The sequence below is a fragment of the Novosphingobium sp. JCM 18896 genome (genome assembly GCF_025938095.1).
In the GTDB taxonomy this organism is placed as follows: domain Bacteria; phylum Pseudomonadota; class Alphaproteobacteria; order Sphingomonadales; family Sphingomonadaceae; genus Novosphingobium.
In genome coordinates this window covers 66489-86955 of the sequence record NZ_JAPCZF010000003.1, presented here as the reverse complement: position 1 = coordinate 86955, position 20467 = coordinate 66489, and the positions used below count along the sequence as shown (strand labels likewise).

At 68.7% G+C, this 20467-nt stretch carries 16 protein-coding genes; 10 read left to right on the top strand and 6 right to left on the bottom strand.

Going from position 1 to position 20467, the window contains the following annotated elements; genetic code table 11:
- Nucleotides 1-96 precede the first annotated feature (96 nt).
- The 3 genes from OLX23_RS10770 to tilS all read left to right on the top strand — a co-directional run bounded on the left by OLX23_RS10770 (nt 97) and on the right by tilS (nt 3268).
- Nucleotides 97-1143 (top strand): helix-turn-helix domain-containing protein, encoded by a 1047-nt coding sequence (locus OLX23_RS10770; protein WP_264444996.1) that lies wholly within the window; start codon nt 97-99, stop codon nt 1141-1143.
- A gap of 168 nt (nt 1144-1311) precedes the next feature.
- Nucleotides 1312-2277 (top strand): tetratricopeptide repeat protein, encoded by a 966-nt coding sequence (locus tag OLX23_RS10765; RefSeq protein ID WP_264444995.1) that lies wholly within the window; start codon nt 1312-1314, stop codon nt 2275-2277.
- Between the two features lies 1 nt (nt 2278).
- Complete coding sequence (gene tilS, locus OLX23_RS10760) at nt 2279-3268, top strand: tRNA lysidine(34) synthetase TilS (protein ID WP_264444994.1); 990 nt, start codon at nt 2279-2281, stop codon at nt 3266-3268.
- 108 nt (nt 3269-3376) lie between these two features.
- Here the strand turns inward: tilS and OLX23_RS10755 are convergent, their stop codons facing one another.
- From OLX23_RS10755 to zwf, 6 genes are all read right to left on the bottom strand, one after another.
- The gene (locus tag OLX23_RS10755) at nt 3377-4012 is read right to left on the bottom strand and encodes a L,D-transpeptidase family protein (RefSeq protein WP_319641310.1); all 636 of its coding nucleotides are present in this window, start codon (nt 4010-4012) and stop codon (nt 3377-3379) included.
- A gap of 87 nt (nt 4013-4099) precedes the next feature.
- Nucleotides 4100-6883 carry a phosphoenolpyruvate carboxylase gene (locus tag OLX23_RS10750; RefSeq protein ID WP_264444993.1) on the bottom strand — a complete coding sequence of 928 codons (2784 nt, stop codon included), beginning with the start codon at nt 6881-6883 and terminating at the stop codon, nt 4100-4102.
- The gene (eda, locus tag OLX23_RS10745) at nt 6880-7509 is read right to left on the bottom strand and encodes a bifunctional 4-hydroxy-2-oxoglutarate aldolase/2-dehydro-3-deoxy-phosphogluconate aldolase (protein ID WP_264444992.1); all 630 of its coding nucleotides are present in this window, start codon (nt 7507-7509) and stop codon (nt 6880-6882) included. The genes OLX23_RS10750 and eda overlap by 4 nt, the downstream gene beginning before the upstream one ends.
- Entirely contained in the window at nt 7506-8465 is a 960-nt protein-coding gene (locus OLX23_RS10740) for a glucokinase (RefSeq protein ID WP_264444991.1), read from the bottom strand. Before OLX23_RS10740 ends, eda begins: the two co-directional genes overlap by 4 nt.
- Before the next feature lie 20 nt (nt 8466-8485).
- Nucleotides 8486-10300, bottom strand: a complete 1815-nt coding sequence (gene edd, locus OLX23_RS10735; RefSeq protein ID WP_264444990.1) for a phosphogluconate dehydratase — start codon at nt 10298-10300, stop codon at nt 8486-8488.
- A 61-nt stretch (nt 10301-10361) separates the two neighbouring features.
- Nucleotides 10362-11816 (bottom strand): glucose-6-phosphate dehydrogenase, encoded by a 1455-nt coding sequence (zwf, locus tag OLX23_RS10730; RefSeq protein WP_264444989.1) that lies wholly within the window; start codon nt 11814-11816, stop codon nt 10362-10364.
- 125 nt (nt 11817-11941) lie between these two features.
- Between zwf and OLX23_RS10725 the strand changes: the two genes are divergently transcribed.
- From OLX23_RS10725 to pstB, 7 genes are all read left to right on the top strand, one after another.
- Nucleotides 11942-13582 (top strand): phytoene desaturase family protein, encoded by a 1641-nt coding sequence (locus OLX23_RS10725; protein ID WP_264444988.1) that lies wholly within the window; start codon nt 11942-11944, stop codon nt 13580-13582.
- A gap of 17 nt (nt 13583-13599) precedes the next feature.
- Nucleotides 13600-14586, top strand: coding sequence for a sensor histidine kinase (locus OLX23_RS10720; protein WP_264444987.1), 987 nt, complete (start codon nt 13600-13602; stop codon nt 14584-14586).
- 196 nt (nt 14587-14782) lie between these two features.
- Nucleotides 14783-16183, top strand: a complete 1401-nt coding sequence (locus OLX23_RS10715) for an OprO/OprP family phosphate-selective porin (protein ID WP_264444986.1) — start codon at nt 14783-14785, stop codon at nt 16181-16183.
- 210 nt (nt 16184-16393) lie between these two features.
- Nucleotides 16394-17437: a substrate-binding domain-containing protein gene (locus OLX23_RS10710; protein ID WP_264444985.1), complete on the top strand. Its 1044-nt coding sequence runs from the start codon at nt 16394-16396 to the stop codon at nt 17435-17437.
- A 20-nt stretch (nt 17438-17457) separates the two neighbouring features.
- The gene (pstC, locus tag OLX23_RS10705) at nt 17458-18822 is read left to right on the top strand and encodes a phosphate ABC transporter permease subunit PstC (protein ID WP_264444984.1); all 1365 of its coding nucleotides are present in this window, start codon (nt 17458-17460) and stop codon (nt 18820-18822) included.
- On the top strand, nt 18815-19699 hold the full coding sequence (pstA, locus tag OLX23_RS10700; RefSeq protein WP_264445675.1) for a phosphate ABC transporter permease PstA: 885 nt from the start codon (nt 18815-18817) through the stop codon (nt 19697-19699). Before pstC ends, pstA begins: the two co-directional genes overlap by 8 nt.
- A 2-nt stretch (nt 19700-19701) precedes the next feature.
- Nucleotides 19702-20466, top strand: a complete 765-nt coding sequence (pstB, locus tag OLX23_RS10695) for a phosphate ABC transporter ATP-binding protein PstB (RefSeq protein WP_264444983.1) — start codon at nt 19702-19704, stop codon at nt 20464-20466.
- The last annotated feature ends 1 nt before the right edge of the window (nt 20467 follow it).

Sequence of the window (20467 nt, the reverse complement as noted above, 5' to 3'; positions counted from 1 at the left end):
CTCTGCGGGTCTTACGGGCGCAAGCTTCGAACTCCGATCGGGACCGGGATGGCCGAACAGGATCTACATACGCCGCAGGTACCCTTCGATTTCCCCATGAGCGTGGGCGCACGGCTGCGCCTGGCGCGTGAGAAACAGCGACTGAGCCGCGCCGATATCGCCGCGCGCACGAAGATCGCCGAGCGCCATCTTGCCGCGATCGAGGAAGAGCGCTTCGCCGATCTTGCCTCGAGCACCTATGCCGTCGGCTTCTCGCGTGCCTATGCCCGCGCGGTCGGCCTCGACGAGCGTGAGATCGCGCAGGCGGTGCGCGTCGAACTCGACATGGTCGACGAGGTCGAGGTCGCACCCAAGCCCACCTTCGAGCCCGGCGATCCTGCCCGCGTGCCCAGCGTGCGCCTCGCCTGGGTCGCCGGCGCCGCCGCACTCGCGGTGGTCGCTGCAGTGGTCGTGTTCTGGGGCAGCTACATCTTCCCCGCGGTCTCGCTGCCCGACCTGCTCAAGGAAACGCCGCCGCCCGCCGCCAAGAAGGCCGTCGCCGCGGCTCCGGCCGCCCCCGCCGGCCCGACGGCGCAGAGCCCGGTCACGATCACGGCCAAGGAAGCCGGCGTCTGGGTGAAGATCACCGATGCCAGCGGCAAGAAGCTGTTCGAGAAGCAGATGGCCCAGGGCGAGAGCTTCACCATCCCCACCGATGCGGCCGAGCCCAAGCTGCGCACCGGCTGGCCCGATGCCCTGGCCGTGACGATCGGCGGGCAGCCCGTCGCGCCGCTGGCGGACAAGCGCGTGGTCACCACCGTGCCCGTTTCGGCCGCAGCCCTGCTCGCGCGCGGACTGCCGGCCCCTGCCCCGGTCGCGCCTCCGGCAGCAGCCCCGGCGGCGCCCGCCCAGGCCGTGACCGCTCCCGCGCAGACTACACCGGTACAGGCCGCACCCGCGCGGGCTGCACCGGCACCGGCCACGACCCAGCGCAATGTGCCCACCGCGCCGGCAGCGCGCCCTAGCACCGCGCCGGCCGCACGGGCGACGCCCGCTCCGCAACCGTCGCCGCGTGCGACGCGGCCGCCGCTGACCTTGCCGCCGGTCGCGCCGGAGCCTGCCCCCGCCGCGCCGGCGGCCGAAGCTTCCCCAGTTTCGCAATAGGCAAGGCTCGACACCGCCGCGTGGCTGCGGCAAGCAAGGTTGCGACCGCTTGGTTAATGCCAGGTTAGGTCGGTCGCAGGCAGGCCATGACGATGGTCTGAGGATACGGGAACAGGTGCGATAATGACGACATGGCTCGGGCGGGTCCGCCCGGTGAAGGCGGCGACTATGTCCGCCCTGGCAGTGGTGCTGTTCGGTTCGATGCAGGTCGCCTTCGTCTCGCCGGCCTTCGCGCAGGACACCATGGCCGAAGCGCGCATCCGCAAGATGGAAGCCGAAATCCGCGCGCTGCAGCGGCAGGTGTTCCCCGGCGGCGACGGCAAGTTCTTCACGCCCGAGATCGGCTCGGGCCAGACCACGACCGCAACGCCCAACGCCCCCACCAGCACGCCCGTCACCGACCTGCTGACGCGCATGGAAACGCTCGAGGCACAGCTCCAGCGGCTGACCGCGCAGGTCGAGCAGACGTCGAACCGCGTCTCGCTGATCGAAGCCCGCCTGGGTCCGGCGCCGACCGATGCCACCGCGGCGGCCACCGACCCGACGACGGTGCCGGCGACGGCGATCGTGACGCCCACCCCTACCCCGGCGGTAGCGGTGACTCCCACGCCGAAGCCCGCGGCCGCAGTGACGCCGGCCCCCGCCGCGACGCGCCCGGCGGCAACGACGCCCGCGGCCACCGGCCCGGCCTCGGCCCAGCGCGTCGCCGCCGTGCGCGCGATCCAGAAGCCGGCTACCAACGACGCCGGCGACGACGAATACTCCTATGGCTTCCGCCTATGGGAAGCGAAGTTCTATCCCGAGGCGCAGCAGCAGCTGAAGATGTACGTCGACCGCTATCCGCGCCATTCGAAGATCAGCTATGCGCGCAACTTGCTCGGCCGCGCCTATCTCGACGACGGCAAGCCGCGCGACGCCGCAACCTGGTTCCTGCAGAACTTCCAGTCCGACAAGACCGGTGCGCGCGCCGCCGACAGCCTGCTGCTGCTTGCCGACTCCATGCGCCAGCTCAAGGACACGAGCCGCGCCTGCATCGCGCTCGCCGAGTTCGCCGAAACCTATGCGACCGAGGCGGCCGGCCGGCTCAAGAGCCAGTACGACGCCACGCGCAACGGGGTGAAGTGCACCAAGTAAGGTGGCCGATCTCGATCCGGCGCTGATCAGCCGTTTCGCCGAGGACCTGGGCGCGCTGCGCCGTGAGCCGGGCAAGCTCGGCATTGCGGTATCGGGCGGCCCCGACAGTCTGGCGCTGCTGCTGCTCGCCAAGGCAGCCCTGCCCGGCGCTATCGCGGCTGCAACGGTCGATCACGGCCTGCGCGCGGAAAGTGCTGCCGAAGCCGCCGCGGTGGCCCGTCTCTGTGCCGAGCTCGGCGTGCCGCATGCGGTACTCGCGGTCACGGTGGCAGAGGGCAACGTCCAGTCCGAAGCCCGCGCGGCGCGTTATGCGGCGCTGGCCGAATGGGCCGGAGTACAGGGCCTCGACGCGCTGTTGACCGCGCATCACGCCGACGACCAGGCCGAAACACTGCTGCTGCGGCTCAACCGCGCGAGTGGCGTCGCCGGGCTTGCCGGCACCCGCGCGCGCGGTCAGGTGCCGGGCAGCGCCCTCCCCCTGCTCCGGCCGCTGCTGGGCTGGCGCAAGGCGGAGCTCGAAGCGCTCGTCGCCGCGGCCGGCATCGACGCCGCGCAGGATCCGAGCAATGCCGACGATCGCTTCGATCGCGCGCGGTTGCGCAAGGCACTGCAGCAGGCCGACTGGCTCGACGTCAGCGCCGTGGCGACAAGCGCCGGCCATCTCGCCGATGCCGACGCCGCGCTCGAATGGGCGGCGCGGCGCGAATGGAGCGAATGCGTCTCGACCGAAGGGCTCGGCGTGACCTACCGCCCCCAGGCGCCGCGCGCGATCGCGCTGCGCGTGCTGGCGCGGATCGTGCTGCAGATCGACGGCGAGGAACCGCGCGGCGGCGCGGTGGCGCGACTGTTCGATAGCCTGCTCGCAGGTCAGACCGCGTCGATCGGCGGTCTCGTCGTCCGGCCGGCGCGCGGGGTATGGACCTTCATGAAAGCGCCGGCGCGGCGAAACCCATCCTCCCCGGTACGGGGAGGTGGCAGCGCGGAGCGCTGACGGAGGGGGTTCTCCTCCTCACGCAACGTGTCGTGGGCGGATAGCCCCCTCCACCACACCGCTTCGCGGTGCGGTCCCCCCCCCCCCCGTTCCGGGGAGGATGAACCCTCAGCTCGTCAGTGAATCGCCCATGCCCACCTGCTTGCCGCGGGTGATGTAGACCTTGTCGCCGACCTTGGTCTGCTCGAACACCTTCTTGGCGAATTCGAGCGGCATCGAGATGCAGCCGTGGCTGGCATAGCCCCAGCGGACGTTGCTCGCGTGCAGCGCGACGCCGTCGTTGGTTAGCCGCTGCATATAGGGCATCTCGGCATCGTAGAGGTTCGAGGTGTGGTGCGCCTTCTTCTGCATGATCGGGAAGACACCGAGCGGGGTGGGCTTGTCCTGGGTACCGAGCAGCACGGCCGAAGCGCCGATCTCGTAGCCGCCCTTGAAGATCGACAGTACGCGCGCGTCGAGGTCGACCGTGATGACGATCGGGCCCGCCGGCACGTCCTTGTCGTCCCAGTGCCAATCGCCGTACTTGATCGCACCCTCGATCGGCAGGATGCGCTTGATCGTGAAACCGTCGTCGGCCGCCGGGCTCGCACTGGCGGCGGGAGTGGGCGTTGCAGCGGCGGGGGCCGGAGCCGCCGCGACTTGCGCTGCGGGAGCCTTCTGCACGGGCGCGGCCGGCGTCTTGTCCTGGTTGGCGACCATCATCGTCCCGGCCACCGCGGCCAGGCCGACGAATGCGGCTCCCAACAGGACTCGTCCGTTCAACAGGCTCGGCATCGCGTATCTCTCAAAGCTTTGTGCAAACCCCTATGGCACGCCTTGCGTTAACAGCCGCTAACCGTGCGCGCCGAAGGCATCGGCGATCGCGGTGGTGATCCGCAGGGCCAGCTCCTGCGACCGCGCGAGCGGGTCGATGAAGTCGCGGTGGATCGCGGCATAGGACGTCGCGCCCTCGTCGGGATAGTCGCTGGGCTGGGCCACGTCGAAGTCACCGATCTTGGGGAACGAGATCGGGAAGGCCCGGCGCAGCTGGCCCAGCGCCTCGTCGATGCGCAGGGTGAAGACCATCTCGATCACGTCCTCGCGACTGATGTCGTTGGCGCGGCTGAACGGCGGCACCATCACCGCGCGCAGGAACATGTGCTGGAACAGCGCGATGCGGATCGACTGGAGCACGCCGAGGTTGCGCCGCGCGTGCTCGCGATCGGCCAGCGGCGCTTCGTCGGGCACCAGCGCGAGCAGGCGGTGGAGCTTCAGCGAATCCACACGCAGGCGCGAGGCGAAGCGACGGAACACGCCGGCGCGGTCGTCCTTGGTCAGATACTCGCCCAAGGTCAGGCAGGCATCGGCGATGTGCTGCTCGTTGCCGCGATAGGGCCGGCTGGCCCAATAGGCCGAGTTGAACAGCTCGCCATAGGCGGCGACGGTCTTGATCGAGGCCAGCGCGTTGGAGGCGCGCACCAGTCGCACCAGCTGGCGCCCGCGCGCGCTGTCGCGCAGCAGGGTGGCGATCTCCTCGCGGTTGCCCTCGGCGGCCGTGCCGATGCCGGCGATGACGTTGACCGGATAGCCGAGCTGCTGGAGGATCGCGTTGTGCGGGATCGCGCGGATCTGGCGCAGGCTCATGGTCCGGTCGGCGGCAAGGTCCGACTGGCGGCGCGACTTGCGACTGCCGGTGTCGTTGAGCATGCCCAGCCCGAAGGCGGTCAGCGCACGCGAATAGGTCGCGCTGGCCAGATGCTCCTGCTGCACGCGGCGCACCGCGCGGTAGAAGTCGAGGCTGAGGTCGGTGCGACGATAGAACGGATCGGTCGGCGCATTGACGTCGGCCTCCCACAGCGGTTGCTCGGCGAAGCGCGTGAGCGTCGCGAAGGCCAGCTCGGGCGAGCCGAAGAACAGGTAGCCGTCGCCGCCCTGGAACGAGACTTCGGGTTCGAGCTTGATCCCCGCGCGCAGGAAGCGCCGGCGCGCCCAGGGCGACATCGGCCAGGCCAGGCGATCCTCGATGCCCGAGGGATGCGCGCCGCGGCCCATCGATTCGCCGTGGGTGTTGAACACCAGCGCCGAGACGTCGGTCAGCCCGTTCGCCGCCATGGCTTCGGCCAGGCGGCCCTGCAGCCGCTCGATCGCCAGCGCTGCCGGGATCTGGCCGACGAAGCGGCCGGCATCGGAAAAGCCCGTCTGGATCGAGACCCGGCCGCGCTTGCGCGCATATTCGCGGTAGGCCTCTTCCTCTAGCACCGCGTCGAGGAAGCGCCCGCCGTGTTCGAGCGCGCTCTCGGTCTCGAACAAAGGCGAGACGTCGACCTTGTCCTCGATGCCGAACAGCCGCGCGAAGTAGAGCGCGGCGAGCACCGTCGTCGGCTGCTCGCACTCGGCGACGAGCATGCGGATCGGCGCGTCGGCATCCACATGCGCGAGGATCTGCGCCATCGCCAGGAACTGGCGCACGGCGGTCGAGTTCTCGATCGCCAGCGCCGCGAAGTTCGAACGCAGCGGCTTCGCGGAAGCCAGCATCTCGCGCATCTTGACCAGCGCCGCCTGGCTCGCGAGGTCGAGCTTGCCGTCGGGGTCGATGCGGCGGCGGATCGCGTTCTGCAGCTGCGAGCTGTTCACGCGGAAGTGGATCCAGCCCATGCCGAGCCCGTCGGCACGCATCGAGGCGGCGACGACGAGCAGCACGCGCGCGATGTCGGCATCTGCGGTGCGCGCCTCGTCCTCGAGCTCGGCGATCACCGGCGCAAGGCTGACGAGGCGGTCGGCGTGATCCTCGGTCAACTGGTTGGCGGCCGCCGAGACCGCGGCGGGATCGGTCAGATCCTCGCCGAAGATCTCGACCATCTTGTCGGTATGTGCGCCGGCGCGTGCCAGCCGGTCGGCGATCGTCGGCGCGGCATCGCGCAGGGCCGCGGCATAGCGCGACAGGCGCAGCGCCTTCTCGATCAGGCGATAGCGCACCGAGGTGGCCCAGCCGATGTCGGTGCGGCCGTCCATGTCGTAGCCGACCCAGCTCGCGAGCCGCACGGGCATCGGCTGGAACGAGCGCCAGCGCTTGGGCCAGCGCGCGGCGGCGACGTCGAACAGCAGGCCGGCGATGCGGTCGCGCGCGTCCTGCGCCCGCGCCATGGCGGCCATTGCCGCCTCGTGCTCGGTATCGAGCGTGATGTGGTCGCGATCGTGCGGCGCGACGCAGGTGGTCTGCTCGCTGATCTCGCCCGAAGAGGCCGACTGCGCGACCGCCTCGGTCTGCGCCTTGGTCAGCAGGAACGTCGGGTGCGCGGTGAACACAACATGCGCGAGCGGGCGCTGCCAGCGCGCGGCGAAGGCGGCGAAGTCCTCCTCGCCCGCCAGGTCGCGCAGCCGCTGCTCGTTGGCCGCGGGCTCCAGCGGCGAGACCAGCCGATGCAGCCGCGCGGCGCGGGCGCGCAGGCCCTCGCATTCGAGCTCGGCGACCAGCGCCTCGACCGCATCGAGCGAGAGCTCGCCGCTTTCGAGCTGGCGCGACAGCTCGAGCCCGAGCTGGAACACCGGATTGAACAGCGGCGTCTCCGCCGTGCGCGCGTGCAGTTCCTGCAGGCGGCGGTCGAGATCGGCGACGCCGGGAGCCACCGCGCTCATGCCCCCATCCCGGTCGAACGAAGCCCGCTCGCTGCGCGTGCGGCAGTCTCGATCGCGGCGACGTCGGGCGCGCCCTTGGGGACGACCCACGATCCGCCGACGCAGAGCACCGCGTCGAGCGCGAGCCATTCGCGCGCAGTGGCGAAGCTGATCCCGCCGGTCGGGCAGAAGCGCACCTCGCCGAACACGCTGGCGAGCGCCGACAGGGTCGGAATGCCGCCCGAGGCCGCGGCTGGGAAGAACTTGAAGCGATTGAGGCCGAGATCGAGCCCGCGCATGATATCGCCCGAATTGACCGTGCCCGGCAGGAACGGCACGTCCGCCGCGATCGCCGCGCGGCCCAGCGGCTCGGTCAGCCCCGGCGAGACGATGAATTCGCTACCCGCTTCGAGCGCGGCGTCGAGCTGCGCGGGGTTGAGCACGGTGCCCGCGCCGACGATCGCGCCGGGGACCTGCTTCATCTCGCGGATCGCGTCGAGCGCGGCGGGGGTGCGCAGGGTGACTTCGAGAACCGGCAGCCCGCCCGCGACCAGCGCCTGGGCGATCGGCAGGGCATGGGCGACGTCCTCGATCACCAGAACCGGGATGACCGGGGCCGTGAGCATGATGGTTTCGATGCGGCTCATGCGGATGCGTGCTCCCTGGCAAAGGCGGCCGCGGCGCCGAACAGGCCCGGCTGCGGATGGGTGACGAGTTTGATCGGTACGGTTTCCATGCGCGCGCGGTACCGCGCCTTGTCGCAAAACCGCGCGTGGAAGCCGCTCTCGGGAATCAGATGCAGCAGGCGGTTGGTCAGCCCGCCGGTCAGCGCGACGCCCATGGCGCCGTGCGCGAGCGAGAGATCGCCGGTGGCCGCACCATAGCTGGCGAGGAACAGGTCGAGCGCTTCGATCAGCACCGCTTCCTCGCGGCCGATGGCGGCTTCCCATAGCGCCGCGTCGTTGCGGCTCTCTCCCGGCGACAGCGCGCGGACCACGTCGCCGAGGCCGGGCCCCGAAACCACACGCTCGACCGAGGTACGGCCGTATTTGGCGCTCAGCACCGCGCTGACCCGCTGCTCGGTCTCGTCGAGCGGCGCGAAATGGATGTGCGAGCCTTCGGTCTCGAGCACGATCGGCCCGGCGGCGGTGCGCTGGAGCACGGCGACGCCGAGCCCCGTCCCCGGCCCGAGCACCGAGATCGCGCCGTGATCGGGCAGCGACACGTCGGGGCCGCAGACGTGGACGAAATGCTCGGCCCCCAGCGCGTGCACGGCATGGGCCATCGCACCGAAATCATTGAGCAGCAGGACGTGATCGAGACCGAGGTCCTGTTCGAGCGTATCCGGGTAGACCACCCAGTCCGAATTCTTGAAATCGACCGGACCGCCGGTCACCGGCCCGGCGATCGCCAACGACGCGAGCCGCGGCAGGGGCTCACCGAGTTGCTCGCCATAGGCGTGCCAGGCGCTGGGCAGCCCCGCATGGTCTTTCGTCGGCAGGATCACCGGCTCGCCAAGCGAGACGATCCGGCCCTGCGCGATCTCTGCCAGCGCGAAACGGGCGTTGGTCCCGCCGATGTCGCCGACGACAATACGCGTCACGTCAGGCTTCACAGCAGGGCTCACAGGCCGGCCAGCTCCAGCATCGCCGATCCGCCCTGCTCCGCCCCGCCGGCCATGTGGCGGAATACGGCGAAGAGCTCACGCCCCATCCCGGCCGTGGCCTCGTGGCACTGCGCGGGCGTACGCCCCGAGAGATCGCTCAACACTTCGAGCGTGCCGTCCTCGGCGCTCAGCCGTACGAGATCACCGTCCTGAAGCAATGCCAGGGCGCCGCCGTTCAGCGCCTCGGGCGTGATGTGGATCGCCGCGGGCACCTTGCCCGAAGCACCCGACATGCGCCCGTCGGTGACCAGCGCGACCTTGTGGCCACGATCCTGGAGCACGCCGAGCGGCGGGGTCAGCTTGTGCAGTTCGGGCATGCCGTTGGCGCGCGGCCCCTGGAAACGCACGACGACGATTACGTCGCGATCAAGCTCGCCCGCCTTGAAGGCCTCGGTCACACCCTCCTGCGTGTCGAACACGCGCACCGGCGCCTCGATCGTCCAACGCGCCGGATCGACCGCGCTGGTCTTGAAGGTGCCGCGGCCGAGATTGCCCTGGACCAGGCGCATGCCACCATCGGCGAGGAACGGATCGGACACGGGGCGCAGGATCGAGGCATCGCCGCTCGTCTTGGGCGTATCGCGCCAGGCCAGCGCCTCGCTCTCAAGCCAGGGCTCGCGCGCATAGTCGCCCATGCCGCCCTCGGCCACGGTCAGCACGTCGGCGTGCGCCAGCCCGGCGCCGAGCAATTCGCCGATCACGTAGCCGATGCCGCCCGCGGCGTGGAAGTGGTTCACGTCGGCGGCGCCGTTGGGATAGACATGCGCGATCAGCGGCACGACGGCGGACAATTCGTCGAGATCCTCCCAGTCGAGCTGAATCCCGGCGGCGCGCGCCATTGCGGGCAGGTGGATCGCATGGTTGGTCGAGCCGCCCGTCGCCAGCAGACCGACGCAGGCGTTGACGATCGCCTTCTCGTCGACGACCTGCGCCATCGGCCGCGGATCGGGTCCGTTGCGGCCGATCTGCGCCAGCCGGTGGACCGCGGCGCGGGTCAGCGCCTGCCGCAGCGGCGTGTTCGGCGGCACGAAGGCCGCGCCCGGCATGTGGAGCCCCATCAGCTCCATCATCATCTGGTTCGAATTGGCCGTGCCGTAGAAGGTGCAGGTGCCCGGCGAATGGTAGCTGGCGCTCTCGCTGGCGAGCAGCTCGGCTCGGCCGACCTTGCCTTCGGCATAGAGCTGGCGGGTCTTCTGCTTCTCCTTGTTCGAAATGCCCGATGGCATCGGCCCGGAGGGAATGAACACCGCGGGCAGATGGCCGAAGCGCAGCGCGCCGATCATCAGGCCGGGAACGATCTTGTCGCAGATGCCCAGCAGCGCCATGCCGTCGAACATCGCGTGGCTCATGGCGACGGCGGTCGACATGGCGATCGTGTCGCGGCTGAACAGCGACAGCTCCATGCCGTCGAAGCCCTGGGTCACGCCGTCGCACATCGCCGGCACGCCGCCCGCGACCTGCGCCGTGGCGCCGACCTCGCGCGCATAGAGCTTCATCTGCTCGGGATAGCGGCCATAGGGCTGATGCGCCGAGAGCATGTCGTTATAGGCGGTGACGATGCCGATGTTCGGTCCGCGACCGGTCGCGATCGAATCCTTGTCTTCCAGCGCCGCGGCAAAGCCGTGCGCGAGGTTCGAGCAGGACAGGAAATCGCGGCTGCCGTGCTTGTCGCCCTCGCGCGCCATGAGATCGAGATACCGCGCGCGGCTGTCGCGCGACTTCGCAGCGATTCTTTCGGTGACGCGGGCGACCTCAGGGTTGAGATTGCTCATGGCCGTACCTCCTGACCTTGCCATCCCCTGGCACACCCTCTGCCCACAACGCTTCTTTTGGCTACTCGTGCCATGTGACGCCGTCGCGCTCGGCGAGGGCGATCGCTGCGGATGGCCCCCAGGAGCCCGCCGTATAGTTCTTCGGGGTCGCGCCCTGGTCTTCCCAGGACGCGCGGATCGCATCGACCCAGTCCCACTGCGCTTCCACCTCGTCACGGCGGACGAACAAGGTCTGATCGCCCTCGATCAGGTCGAGCAGCAGCCGCTCGTAAGCGATGCGACGTTCCTTGCCGGCGAAGGCGTTCTGCATGGCGATGTTGAGCGGCACCGGCCGCAGGCGGATCCCGCCGCGATCGAGCCCGGGCACCTTGGCCATCAGCGACAAGGTGATGTTCTCTTCGGGCTGGATGCCGATGACCAGCCGGTTGGGTTCGGCCTTGGCGCCGCCCTTCTTGCCATTGGATCCGGCGAAGATCGAATGCGGCACGGGACGGAACTGAACGACGATCTCGGTCACGCGCTCGGGCAGTCGCTTGCCCGTGCGCAGGTAGAAGGGCACGCCCTTCCAGCGCCAGTTGTCGATGTGCGACTTGATCGCGACGAAGGTCTCGGTGTCCGAATCCTTGCCGAGTTCGTCGTCGTAGCCGGGCACGGCCTGGCCGGTAATGGCGCCGGCGCGGTACTGGCCGGTCACGGTCTCGTCGGGCCCGACGCGGCGCAGGCTGCGCAGCACTTTCACCTTCTCGTCGCGCACGGCCGTGGCATCGAAGCTCGACGGCGGCTCCATCGCCACCAGCGACAGCAGCTGCAGCATGTGGTTCTGCACCATGTCGCGCAGCGCACCGGCATCGTCGTAGAACGAGACGCGCCCTTCGAGGCCGACGGTCTCGGCGACGGTGATCTGGACGTGATCGATATGCGCCGCGTTCCACAGCGGCTCGAACAGGATGTTGGCGAAGCGCAGCGCCAGCAGGTTCTGGACGGTTTCCTTGCCCAGATAGTGGTCGATGCGGAAGATGCGGTCCTCGGGAAAGGCGCTGGCGACGGCATCGTTGATGTGCCGGCTGGTTTCGAGATCGGTGCCGAGCGGCTTTTCCAGGCACATGCGCACGGTGTCGCCGGTCAGTCCCGCCTTCTGCAGCCCGTGGATCGTCGGCTCGAACAGGCTCGGCGCGGTCGACAGGAAGATCGCGAGCCCCTGCTCGGGCTTGCCGACCTTGTCGGCCAGGGCGGCAAAGCCGTCCTCCTGGGTCGCATCGAGCGGCTGGTAGTGCAGGCGGTTGAGGAAGGCGCCCACGCTGCCGCGGCGTTCGGCCGGCAGGAACTTTTCGAGCGCTTCGCGCGCGAACTGGCGGAAGGCCTGGTCGTCGAGATCGGAACGCGCGGTGCCGATGATCTCCAGACTCGGCGGTAGCAGATCGTCCGCGGCGAGCGCGCAGAGCGAGGGCAACAACATGCGCTTCGACAGATCGCCGGTAGCGCCGAAGAGAAGAAGCCGGTCCGCGGTGAAACTCACTCTTGAATCCCCTGCCGTAAGCGCTGCACTGGTAACCGTCCCGGCAAGCCCCCCATGCGTGTTGTTTCGCACACGCAGCATGGCACGGCAAGGGTCGGCCAAGGTAGTCGCCACGGAGGCAACGCGTGAGCAAGCACTATGATGCTCTGATCCTGGGCGGCGGACACAACGGCCTCGTCTGCGCCTTCTACCTCGCCCGCGCGGGGCTGCGCGTGCGCGTGCTCGAACGTCGGCATGTGGTGGGCGGCGCCGCGGTGACCGAGGAATTCGCGCCCGGATTCCGCAATTCGACCGCGAGCTACACGGTCAGCCTGCTCCAGCCCAAGGTCATCGCCGACATGAAGCTGCACGAACGCGGCCTGCGGATCGTCGAGCGGCGGCTGTCGAACTTCCTGCCTTTCGACAACGACTACCTGAAGCTCGGCGGCGGCATGGATCGCACCCGCGCCGAATTCGCGCGCTTCTCACCGCGCGATGCCGAGGCCTATCCGGCCTACGACGCGGCGCTCGAAAAGGTCGCCGACGTGCTGCGCGGGCTGGCGCTGGAGATTCCGCCGAACGCCGGCGGCGGCCTCGGCGAACTGGTTGCGGCGGCGCGGCAGGGCTGGCCGCTCGGCAAGCTCGACCTCGCTGCACAGCGCGACCTGCTGGCGATCTTCACCAAGTCGGCGCGCGAATTCCTCGACTTCTGGTTCGAGGACGACCGCATCAAGTCGGCCTTCGCCTTCGACGCCGTGGTCGGCAACTGGGCCGGGGTCTCGACGCCGGGCTCGGCCTATGTCCTGCTCCACCACGTCTTCGGCGAGGTGAACGGCAAGAAGGGCGCCTGGGGCCATGCGGTCGGCGGCATGGGGGCGATCACCCAAGCCATGGCCGCGGCCTGCCGCGACGTCGGGGTCGAGATCAGTGTCGAGGCACCGGTGGCGCGCGTGCTCGTCGACGGCGGCAAGGTCGCGGGCCTGCAGCTCGAGAGCGGCGAGGAAATCATGAGCCCGCGCGTCGCGGCCAATGTCGGCCCTGCGCTGCTCTATCGCCGGATGATCGACCCCGCCGATCTCGACGCCGATTTCCGCCGGCGCATGGCCGGCTTCAAGACCGGCTCGGGCACATTCCGCATGAACGTCGCGTTGTCCGAACTACCCGATTTCAGCGTGCTTCCGGGCAAGGTTCTGGCCGATCACCACACCGCCGGGATCGTCATCGCCCCGGGGCTCGACTATATGGACGCGGCCTGGGACGATGCCCGCGCGCACGGCTGGTCGCGCGAACCGATCGTCGAGATGCTGATCCCCTCAACGCTCGACGACAGCCTGGCCCCGCCCGGTGCGCACGTCGCCAGCCTGTTCTGCCAGCAGTTCGCCCCCGAACTGCCCCCCAATCCTGATGGCAGCGGCAGATCCTGGGACGACGAACGCGAGGCCGCGGCCGATCGCATCATCGACACGGTCACGCGGCACGCGCCCAATTTCCGCGCGAGCGTGATCGCGCGGCAGATCCACTCGCCGCTCGATCTCGAACGCAAGTTCGGCCTGATCGGCGGCGACATCTTTCACGGCCGCATGAGCCTCGACCAGTTGTGGTCGGCACGCCCCGTGCTCGGCCACGGCGACTATCGTGGGCCGATCAAGGGGCTCTACCTCTGCGGCTCGGGCGCGCATCCGGGCGGCGGCGTGACCGGCGCGCCGGGGCACAACGCCGCGCGCGCGATCCTGGCCGACCGCTCGCGACTGTGGCGCATGTTCGACAACTTCCCGTTGTCACAATAAGTCCCTAGAACCGTCACATGGCACTCGATGGCGTCCACCTGCTCGAACACATCCAGACCCCCGCGCTCGCGGTCGCGCGCGGGCAAGTGGTCTTCGCCAACGCCGCGGCCAAGGCGCTGCTCGGCAGTCACATCGTCAGCCAGGACGTGCGCATCGCCATCCGCAATCCCGAGGCGGTCTCGGTCATTCTCGACGATGCCGGCGGCTCGGCGCGGATCGACGGGCTCTCGGTCGGCGGCTCGGTCTGGGAAGTCGATTGCCAGGTCGTGGGTCCCGGCGAGCGACTCGTCACGCTCTACGACCTCTCGGTCCAGGCCAGCACCGCCCGCGCCCATGCCGATTTCGTCGCCAATGCCAGCCACGAGCTGCGCACGCCGCTCGCCGCGATCATCGGCTATGTCGAAACCCTGCTCACGCCCAAGGCCGGCAACGATCCCGCCACGCGCGAGCGCTTCCTCGAGATCATCCGGCACGAGGCGCTGCGCATGCAGCACCTGGTCGAGGACCTGATGTCGCTGTCGCGGATCGAGGCGGTCAAGCACGAGGTCCCGTCGGACGAGGTCGACATCGCCGTGCTCGCGCGCGAGGTCGCGGGCGAGTTCCGCGAAGGCACCAACGTCTCGGTCGGCGCCAATTGCGAGTCGGCGATCATCGCCGGTGATCGTGGGCAGATGGCGCAGGTCGTCCGCAACCTGATCGACAACGCGCTCAAGTACGGCAAGCCCGGCGGTCCGGTCCATGTCACGCTCGAAGCGACGCATACCGGCTGGCTCTCGGTCACGGTCCGCGACGAGGGCGAAGGCATCGCCCCCGAGCACCTGCCGCGCCTGACCGAGCGCTTCTACCGCGCCGACACCAGCCGCAGCCGCGCGGCCGGCGGCACGGGCTTGGGCCTGTCGATCGTCAAGCACATCGTCGAACGCCACCGCGGCCGCTTCGACATCACCACGCGGCTCGGCGAGGGCACGACGGCCTCGATCATGCTGCCCTTGCGCAAGGCCTGATCGGACTACCGTCACCATTCAGACGCATTAAAGTCACATTTTCCGCCGCGTCATGTCGCTGAAAAGACACGAGATACCCGGTCGAGACGTGCTCGACGCACGGCAGACGGCGAATTGTTTCTTATTGTTTCTACGAAGATGACCTAAAGGCTGGCTTGGCGCAGCGACTGGCCCTCGCCTGCCTTGGGGATTCATCATGAGCAAAGCCCGATCCGTCTCGATCCCGGCGATCGCCGTCGCGCTCGGCTGGGCCCTGCCCTCGCAGGCGCAGACCGCCGACACCGCGGCGGTGCAGCAGGAACTGGCGACGATGCGCGCGCAGATGCAGCGCATGGCCGAACGGATCGACCAGCTCGAGAGCCAGCTCAACACGGCCAATGCCAAGGCCGACGCCGCCACCCAGGCCGCCGCGAGCGCAACCACTGCGGCGACGGCAGCCACGACCGCCGCCGCCAAGGCACCGCCGATCAAGGTCGCCTGGAAGGGCGCGCCCGAGCTGTCGGCCGATGGCGGCTGGAGCTTCAAGCCGCGCGGCCGCATGCAGCTCGACGCCGGCTACATCGATGCGCCCGCCGGAATCAGCGCGGGCCCCGAACACCTCGGCGTCGCGACGCGGATGCGCCGGCTCTACTTCGGCTTCGAAGGCACGATGCCCGGTGGCTTCGGCTATCGCGTCGAGGCCGACCTCGGCAATTCGGACGTCACGCTCACCGACGTCTACCTGACCTACAAGGCGAACAAGGACATCACCCTCGCGCTCGGGCACCAGAAGCCGTTCTGGGGGCTCGAGGAGATGACCTCGGACAACTTCACCTCGATGCTCGAGCGCGCGAGCTTCGCCACGGCCTTCGGCTTCGAGCGCCGGCTCGGTCTCAGCGCGACCTATTCGAGCGAGAAGCTGCTGATCCAGGGCGGGATTTTCTCCGACGACCTGCCCGCGCTGGCCGTCGACACCGATCGCAACTGGAGCCTCGACGGCCGCGTCGTGGCCATGCCCAAGCTGGGCAACGGCACCCTCCACCTCGGCCTGTCGGCGCATTTCCACGACCTCAACCGCACCGCCAACGGCGTCCGCTATCGCGCGCGGCCGTTCCTGCGCACGACCGACGTCCGCCTGGTCGACAGCGGCGCCTTCACCGCCAGCGGCGAGCGCCTGTTCGGCGCCGAGCTCGCCTATATCGCCGGCCGCCTGCATGCCACCGGCGAGGGCTATCAGGTGACGGTGCTGCGTCCGGGCCTGGCCGATCCCACTTTCCGCGGCGCCTATGCCGAAGTCGGCTATCTGCTGACCGACGACGAGACCGGCTACAAGGCCGGCGTCTACGATCGGATCAAGCCGCGCCGTCCCGTCGGCAAGGGCGGCATGGGCGCCCTCCAGCTCAACGTCCGCTACGACTGGCTGGACCTCGCCGACGCTGGGATCAACGGCGGCGTGCAGAAGACCGCAGGCGTCTCGCTGATCTGGGTGCCGATCGACTATGTCCGATTCGTCGCCAACTATGGCCACATGTGGCTGCGCGATGCTCCGGTGACCGCCGCGGGCAATCCGAACTATTCGGTCGACGCCTTCGGCATGCGCGCGCAGATCGATTTCTGATTCGAAGCTGGCTGCGACACCTCCCGAACGCCGCTCTGCCGCCAAGAACGGCCGCGCCGGGGCTTCCTTTGCGCCCCCGCCCCGCTAAGCTGTCCCAAAGCGGTCCGAATGCCTTATTTGCAGGGTCCTCGACGCGTCACCGTTTTGTCATGGAACTGTCATCATAGGCCAATAGGAGCGCCCCATAACCGGAGGCTAAGGGGTCTTTCCATGGGTATCATCCGTAATCTCGCCATCGCTGCCGTTTCCACGATCGCACTCGCCGCTTGCGGCAGTTCGGGTGGCGGATCCGCGGGATCGCGCGACTTCGTCCGCGCCGTCGGCTCCTCGACCGTCTATCCCTTCGCCACGGCCGTCGCCGAGAAGGCCAGCGCCGGCGGCAAGTCGCCGGTGATCGAATCGACCGGTACGGGCGCGGGCATGAAGCTGTTCTGCGCCGGCGTCGGCGCCAGCCACCCCGACATCGAGAACGCCTCGCGCCGGATCAAGAAGTCCGAGTTCGAGGACTGCAAGAAGAACGGCGTGACCGAGATCGTCGAGATCCAGGTCGGCCTCGACGGCATCGCCTTCGGCGAGGCCAAGGGCGGCCCCGGCATGGCGCTGACCCCGGTCGACGTCTACAAGGCGCTCGCCGCCAACCCGTTCGGCAAGCCCAACACCGCGAAGCTGTGGAGCGAGGTCAATCCCGCGCTGCCGGCGATCCCGATCCTGGTCTACGGCCCGCCCTCGACCTCGGGCACGCGCGACGCGCTGGCCGAGCTGATCCTGACCAAGGGCTGCGAAAGCGATCCGGCGATGAAGGCGCTCAAGGAGTCGAACGCCGACCAGCACAAGAAGGTCTGCACCGAGATCCGCGACGACGGCGCCTATGTCGACTCGGGCGAGAACGACAACCTGATCGTCCAGAAGATCGCGCAGAACCCGAAGGCCATCGGCGTGTTCGGCTTCTCGTTCCTCGAAGAGAACATGGATAAGCTCAAGGGCGTGACCATGTCGGGCATCGAGCCGACCTATGCGACGATCTCGGACTTCACCTACCCCGGTGCGCGTCCGCTGTTCATCTACGTCAAGAAGCAGCACCTCAACGCCACCCAGGGCCGCCTCGCCGCCTATGTCGCGGAATGGGCCAAGTCCTGGGGTCCCGACGGCTACCTGAAAGCCAAGGGCATGGTCATCGCTCCCGAAGACGTCCGCGCCAAGAGCGCCGACATCGCGGCCAAGATGACCCTGCTGGACCCGGCGAGCCTCAAGTAAAGGCCGGATAGCCCCTTACCATGACCTCGAACATCGTCCTCGCGGCGATCCTCGCCTTGGGCCTCGTCGGCTGGTTCGCCGCGCGGTCCAAGGCCCGGTTGCTCTACACCGGTCGCGGCTCGCTGCATTCGATGCCCGGCTATCACGGCTGGTACGTCGCGCTGTGGCTGATCGTCCCGGCGCTGATCGCCTGGCTGGTCTGGCAGGCGATCATGCCCGGCCTCGTCGAATCGGCGATCCTGGCCCAGCCGATCGCGGCCAAGCTGCCGACGATCGACATGGACCGCGCCGCCGTGCTGTCCGAGGCCTGGAACCTGGCGCGCGATCCCAACGCGTCGGCGTTCAATCCGCTGGCCACCGAATTCGCCGAGCCGCTGCGCGATCTCCAGTTCCGCTATGCGATGATCGGCGGCCTGCTCGCGCTGGTGCTCGCCTTCGCCGGCGGCGCCTATGCCTTCACCCGCGTTCGCGCGGGCTTCCCGGCGCGCACGCGGACCGAGCGCACGGTGATGTTCCTGCTGCTGCTGGCCTCGCTTGTCGCGATCCTGACGACGATCGGCATCGTCGTCTCGCTGCTCTACGAGACCGGCCTGTTCTTCAGCCAGATCTCGCCGATCGACTTCCTCACCGGCCTGCACTGGGCGCCCAAGGATGCCGCCGACGGCGCGGACTTCGGCGCGGTGCCGCTGTTCTGGGGCACGATCTACATCGGCGCGATCATCGCCATGATCGTTGCCATCCCGCTCGGCCTGATGAGCGCGATCTACCTGACGCAATATGCGACGCCGACGGCGCGCAAGGTGCTCAAGCCGATCCTCGAGATCCTCGCCGGCATTCCCACCGTGGTCTACGGCTACTTCGCCGCGCTGACCGTGGCGCCGATGGTCCGCGACTTCGCCGAGATGCTGGGCAAGGACAATCCCTCGACCGAGAGCGCGCTCGCCGCGGGCCTGGTCATGGGCGTGATGATCATCCCCTTCGTCTCGTCGATGGCCGACGACTCCATGGCCGCCGTACCGCAGGCGATGCGCGACGGCAGCCTCGCGATGGGCGCGACCGAGAGCGAGACGATCAAGAAGGTGCTGCTGCCCGCCGCCCTGCCCGGCATCGTCGCCGGCGTCATGCTAGCGGTCAGCCGCGCGATCGGCGAGACGATGATCGTGGTCATGGCCGCCGGCGCCTCGGCTCGGCTGTCGGCCGATCCGTTCGATTCGATGACCACGGTGACCTACCAGATCGTCCAGCTGCTGACCGGCGACCAGGAGTTCAACAGCCCCAAGACGCTGTCGGCCTTCGCGCTCGGCCTGGTGCTGTTCGTCATCACGCTCATCCTCAACATCGTCGCGCTGCGCGTCGTGAAGCGGTTCCGTGAAGCCTATGACTGACAACTGGCAATCCGCCGCGGCGCAGCGCCGCCTGGCCAAGCGCCACGCCGCCGAGCGCCGCTTCCGCGCGCTGGGGCTCGGCTCGATCATCGTCTCGCTGCTGTTCCTCGCGATCCTGCTCTTCACCATGGCGAAGAACGGGCTCGGCGGGCTCAGCATCGATTTCATCCTCGGATCGGATTCGACCGACGCGACGACGGCCGGCGTGTGGAGCGCGGTCAAGGGTTCGCTGCTGACCATGCTGGTGACCCTGGCGCTGTCGTTCCCGATGGGCGTGCTCGCCGCGATCTACCTCGAAGAGTTCGCACCGAAGAACCGCTGGACCGAATGGGTCGAGGTCTCGATCAACAACCTCGCCGCCGTGCCCTCGATCATCTTCGGCCTGCTCGGCCTCGCGGTGTTCATCAACCTCGCGCATCTGCCGCGCTCGTCGCCGCTGGTCGGCGGCATGACCCTGGCGCTGATGACCATGCCGGTCATCGTCATCTCGGGCCGCAACGCGATCAAGGCGGTGCCGCCCTCGATCCGCGACGCCGCGCTCGCCGTCGGCGCCAGCCCGGTGCAGACCGTGTTCCACCACGTCCTGCCCCTGGCCCTGCCCGGCATCCTCACCGGTACGATCATCGGCATGGCCCGCGCCCTGGGCGAAACCGCGCCGCTGCTGATGATCGGCATGCGCGCCTTCGTCTCGACCCCGCCGGGCGGGATCACCGATCCGTCGAGCGTGCTGCCGATGCAAATCTTTCTGTGGTCTGACGAAATCGACCCCGGTTTCGTCCAGAACACCTCGGCAGCTATCATCGTGCTGCTGATCTTCCTCTTGGCGATGAATGGCCTCGCCATTTATCTGCGCAACAAGTTCGAGACCCGCTGGTAGACATGGAAACGACCCCGAAAATCTCCGCGCGCAACGTCGACGTCTTCTACGGCGCCAAGAAGGCGATCGACAACGTGTCGATCGACATCAACGAAGGCATCGTCACCGCTTTCATCGGCCCGTCGGGCTGCGGCAAGTCGACCTTCCTGCGCACGCTCAACCGCATGAACGACACGATCGCCTCGTGCCGCGTCGAAGGCGCGATCAAGCTCGACGGCGAGGACATCTACGACGGCCGCATGGACGTGGTTCAGTTGCGCGCCCGCGTCGGCATGGTGTTCCAGAAGCCCAACCCCTTCCCCAAATCGATCTACGAGAACGTCGCCTACGGCGCGCGGATCCACGGCCTGGCCGCGGGCAAGAGCGAGATGGACGAGATCATCGAGAAGGCGCTGCGCCGCGCCGGCCTGTGGGACGAGGTCAAGGACCGCCTGAACGACGCCGGCACCGCGCTGTCGGGCGGCCAGCAGCAGCGCCTGTGCATCGCCCGCGCCATCGCGGTCAGCCCCGAAGTGATCCTGATGGACGAGCCCTGCTCGGCGCTCGACCCGATCGCCACGGCGCGCATCGAGGAACTGATCGACGAGCTCAAGGAGCGTTACGCGATCGTCATCGTCACCCACTCGATGCAGCAGGCTGCGCGCGTCTCGCAGCGCACGGCCTTCTTCCACCTGGGTTCGATGGTCGAATACGGCGATACCGACGCGATCTTCACCAATCCGCGCGAGGAGCGCACCAAGGACTACATCACCGGCCGCTACGGCTGAC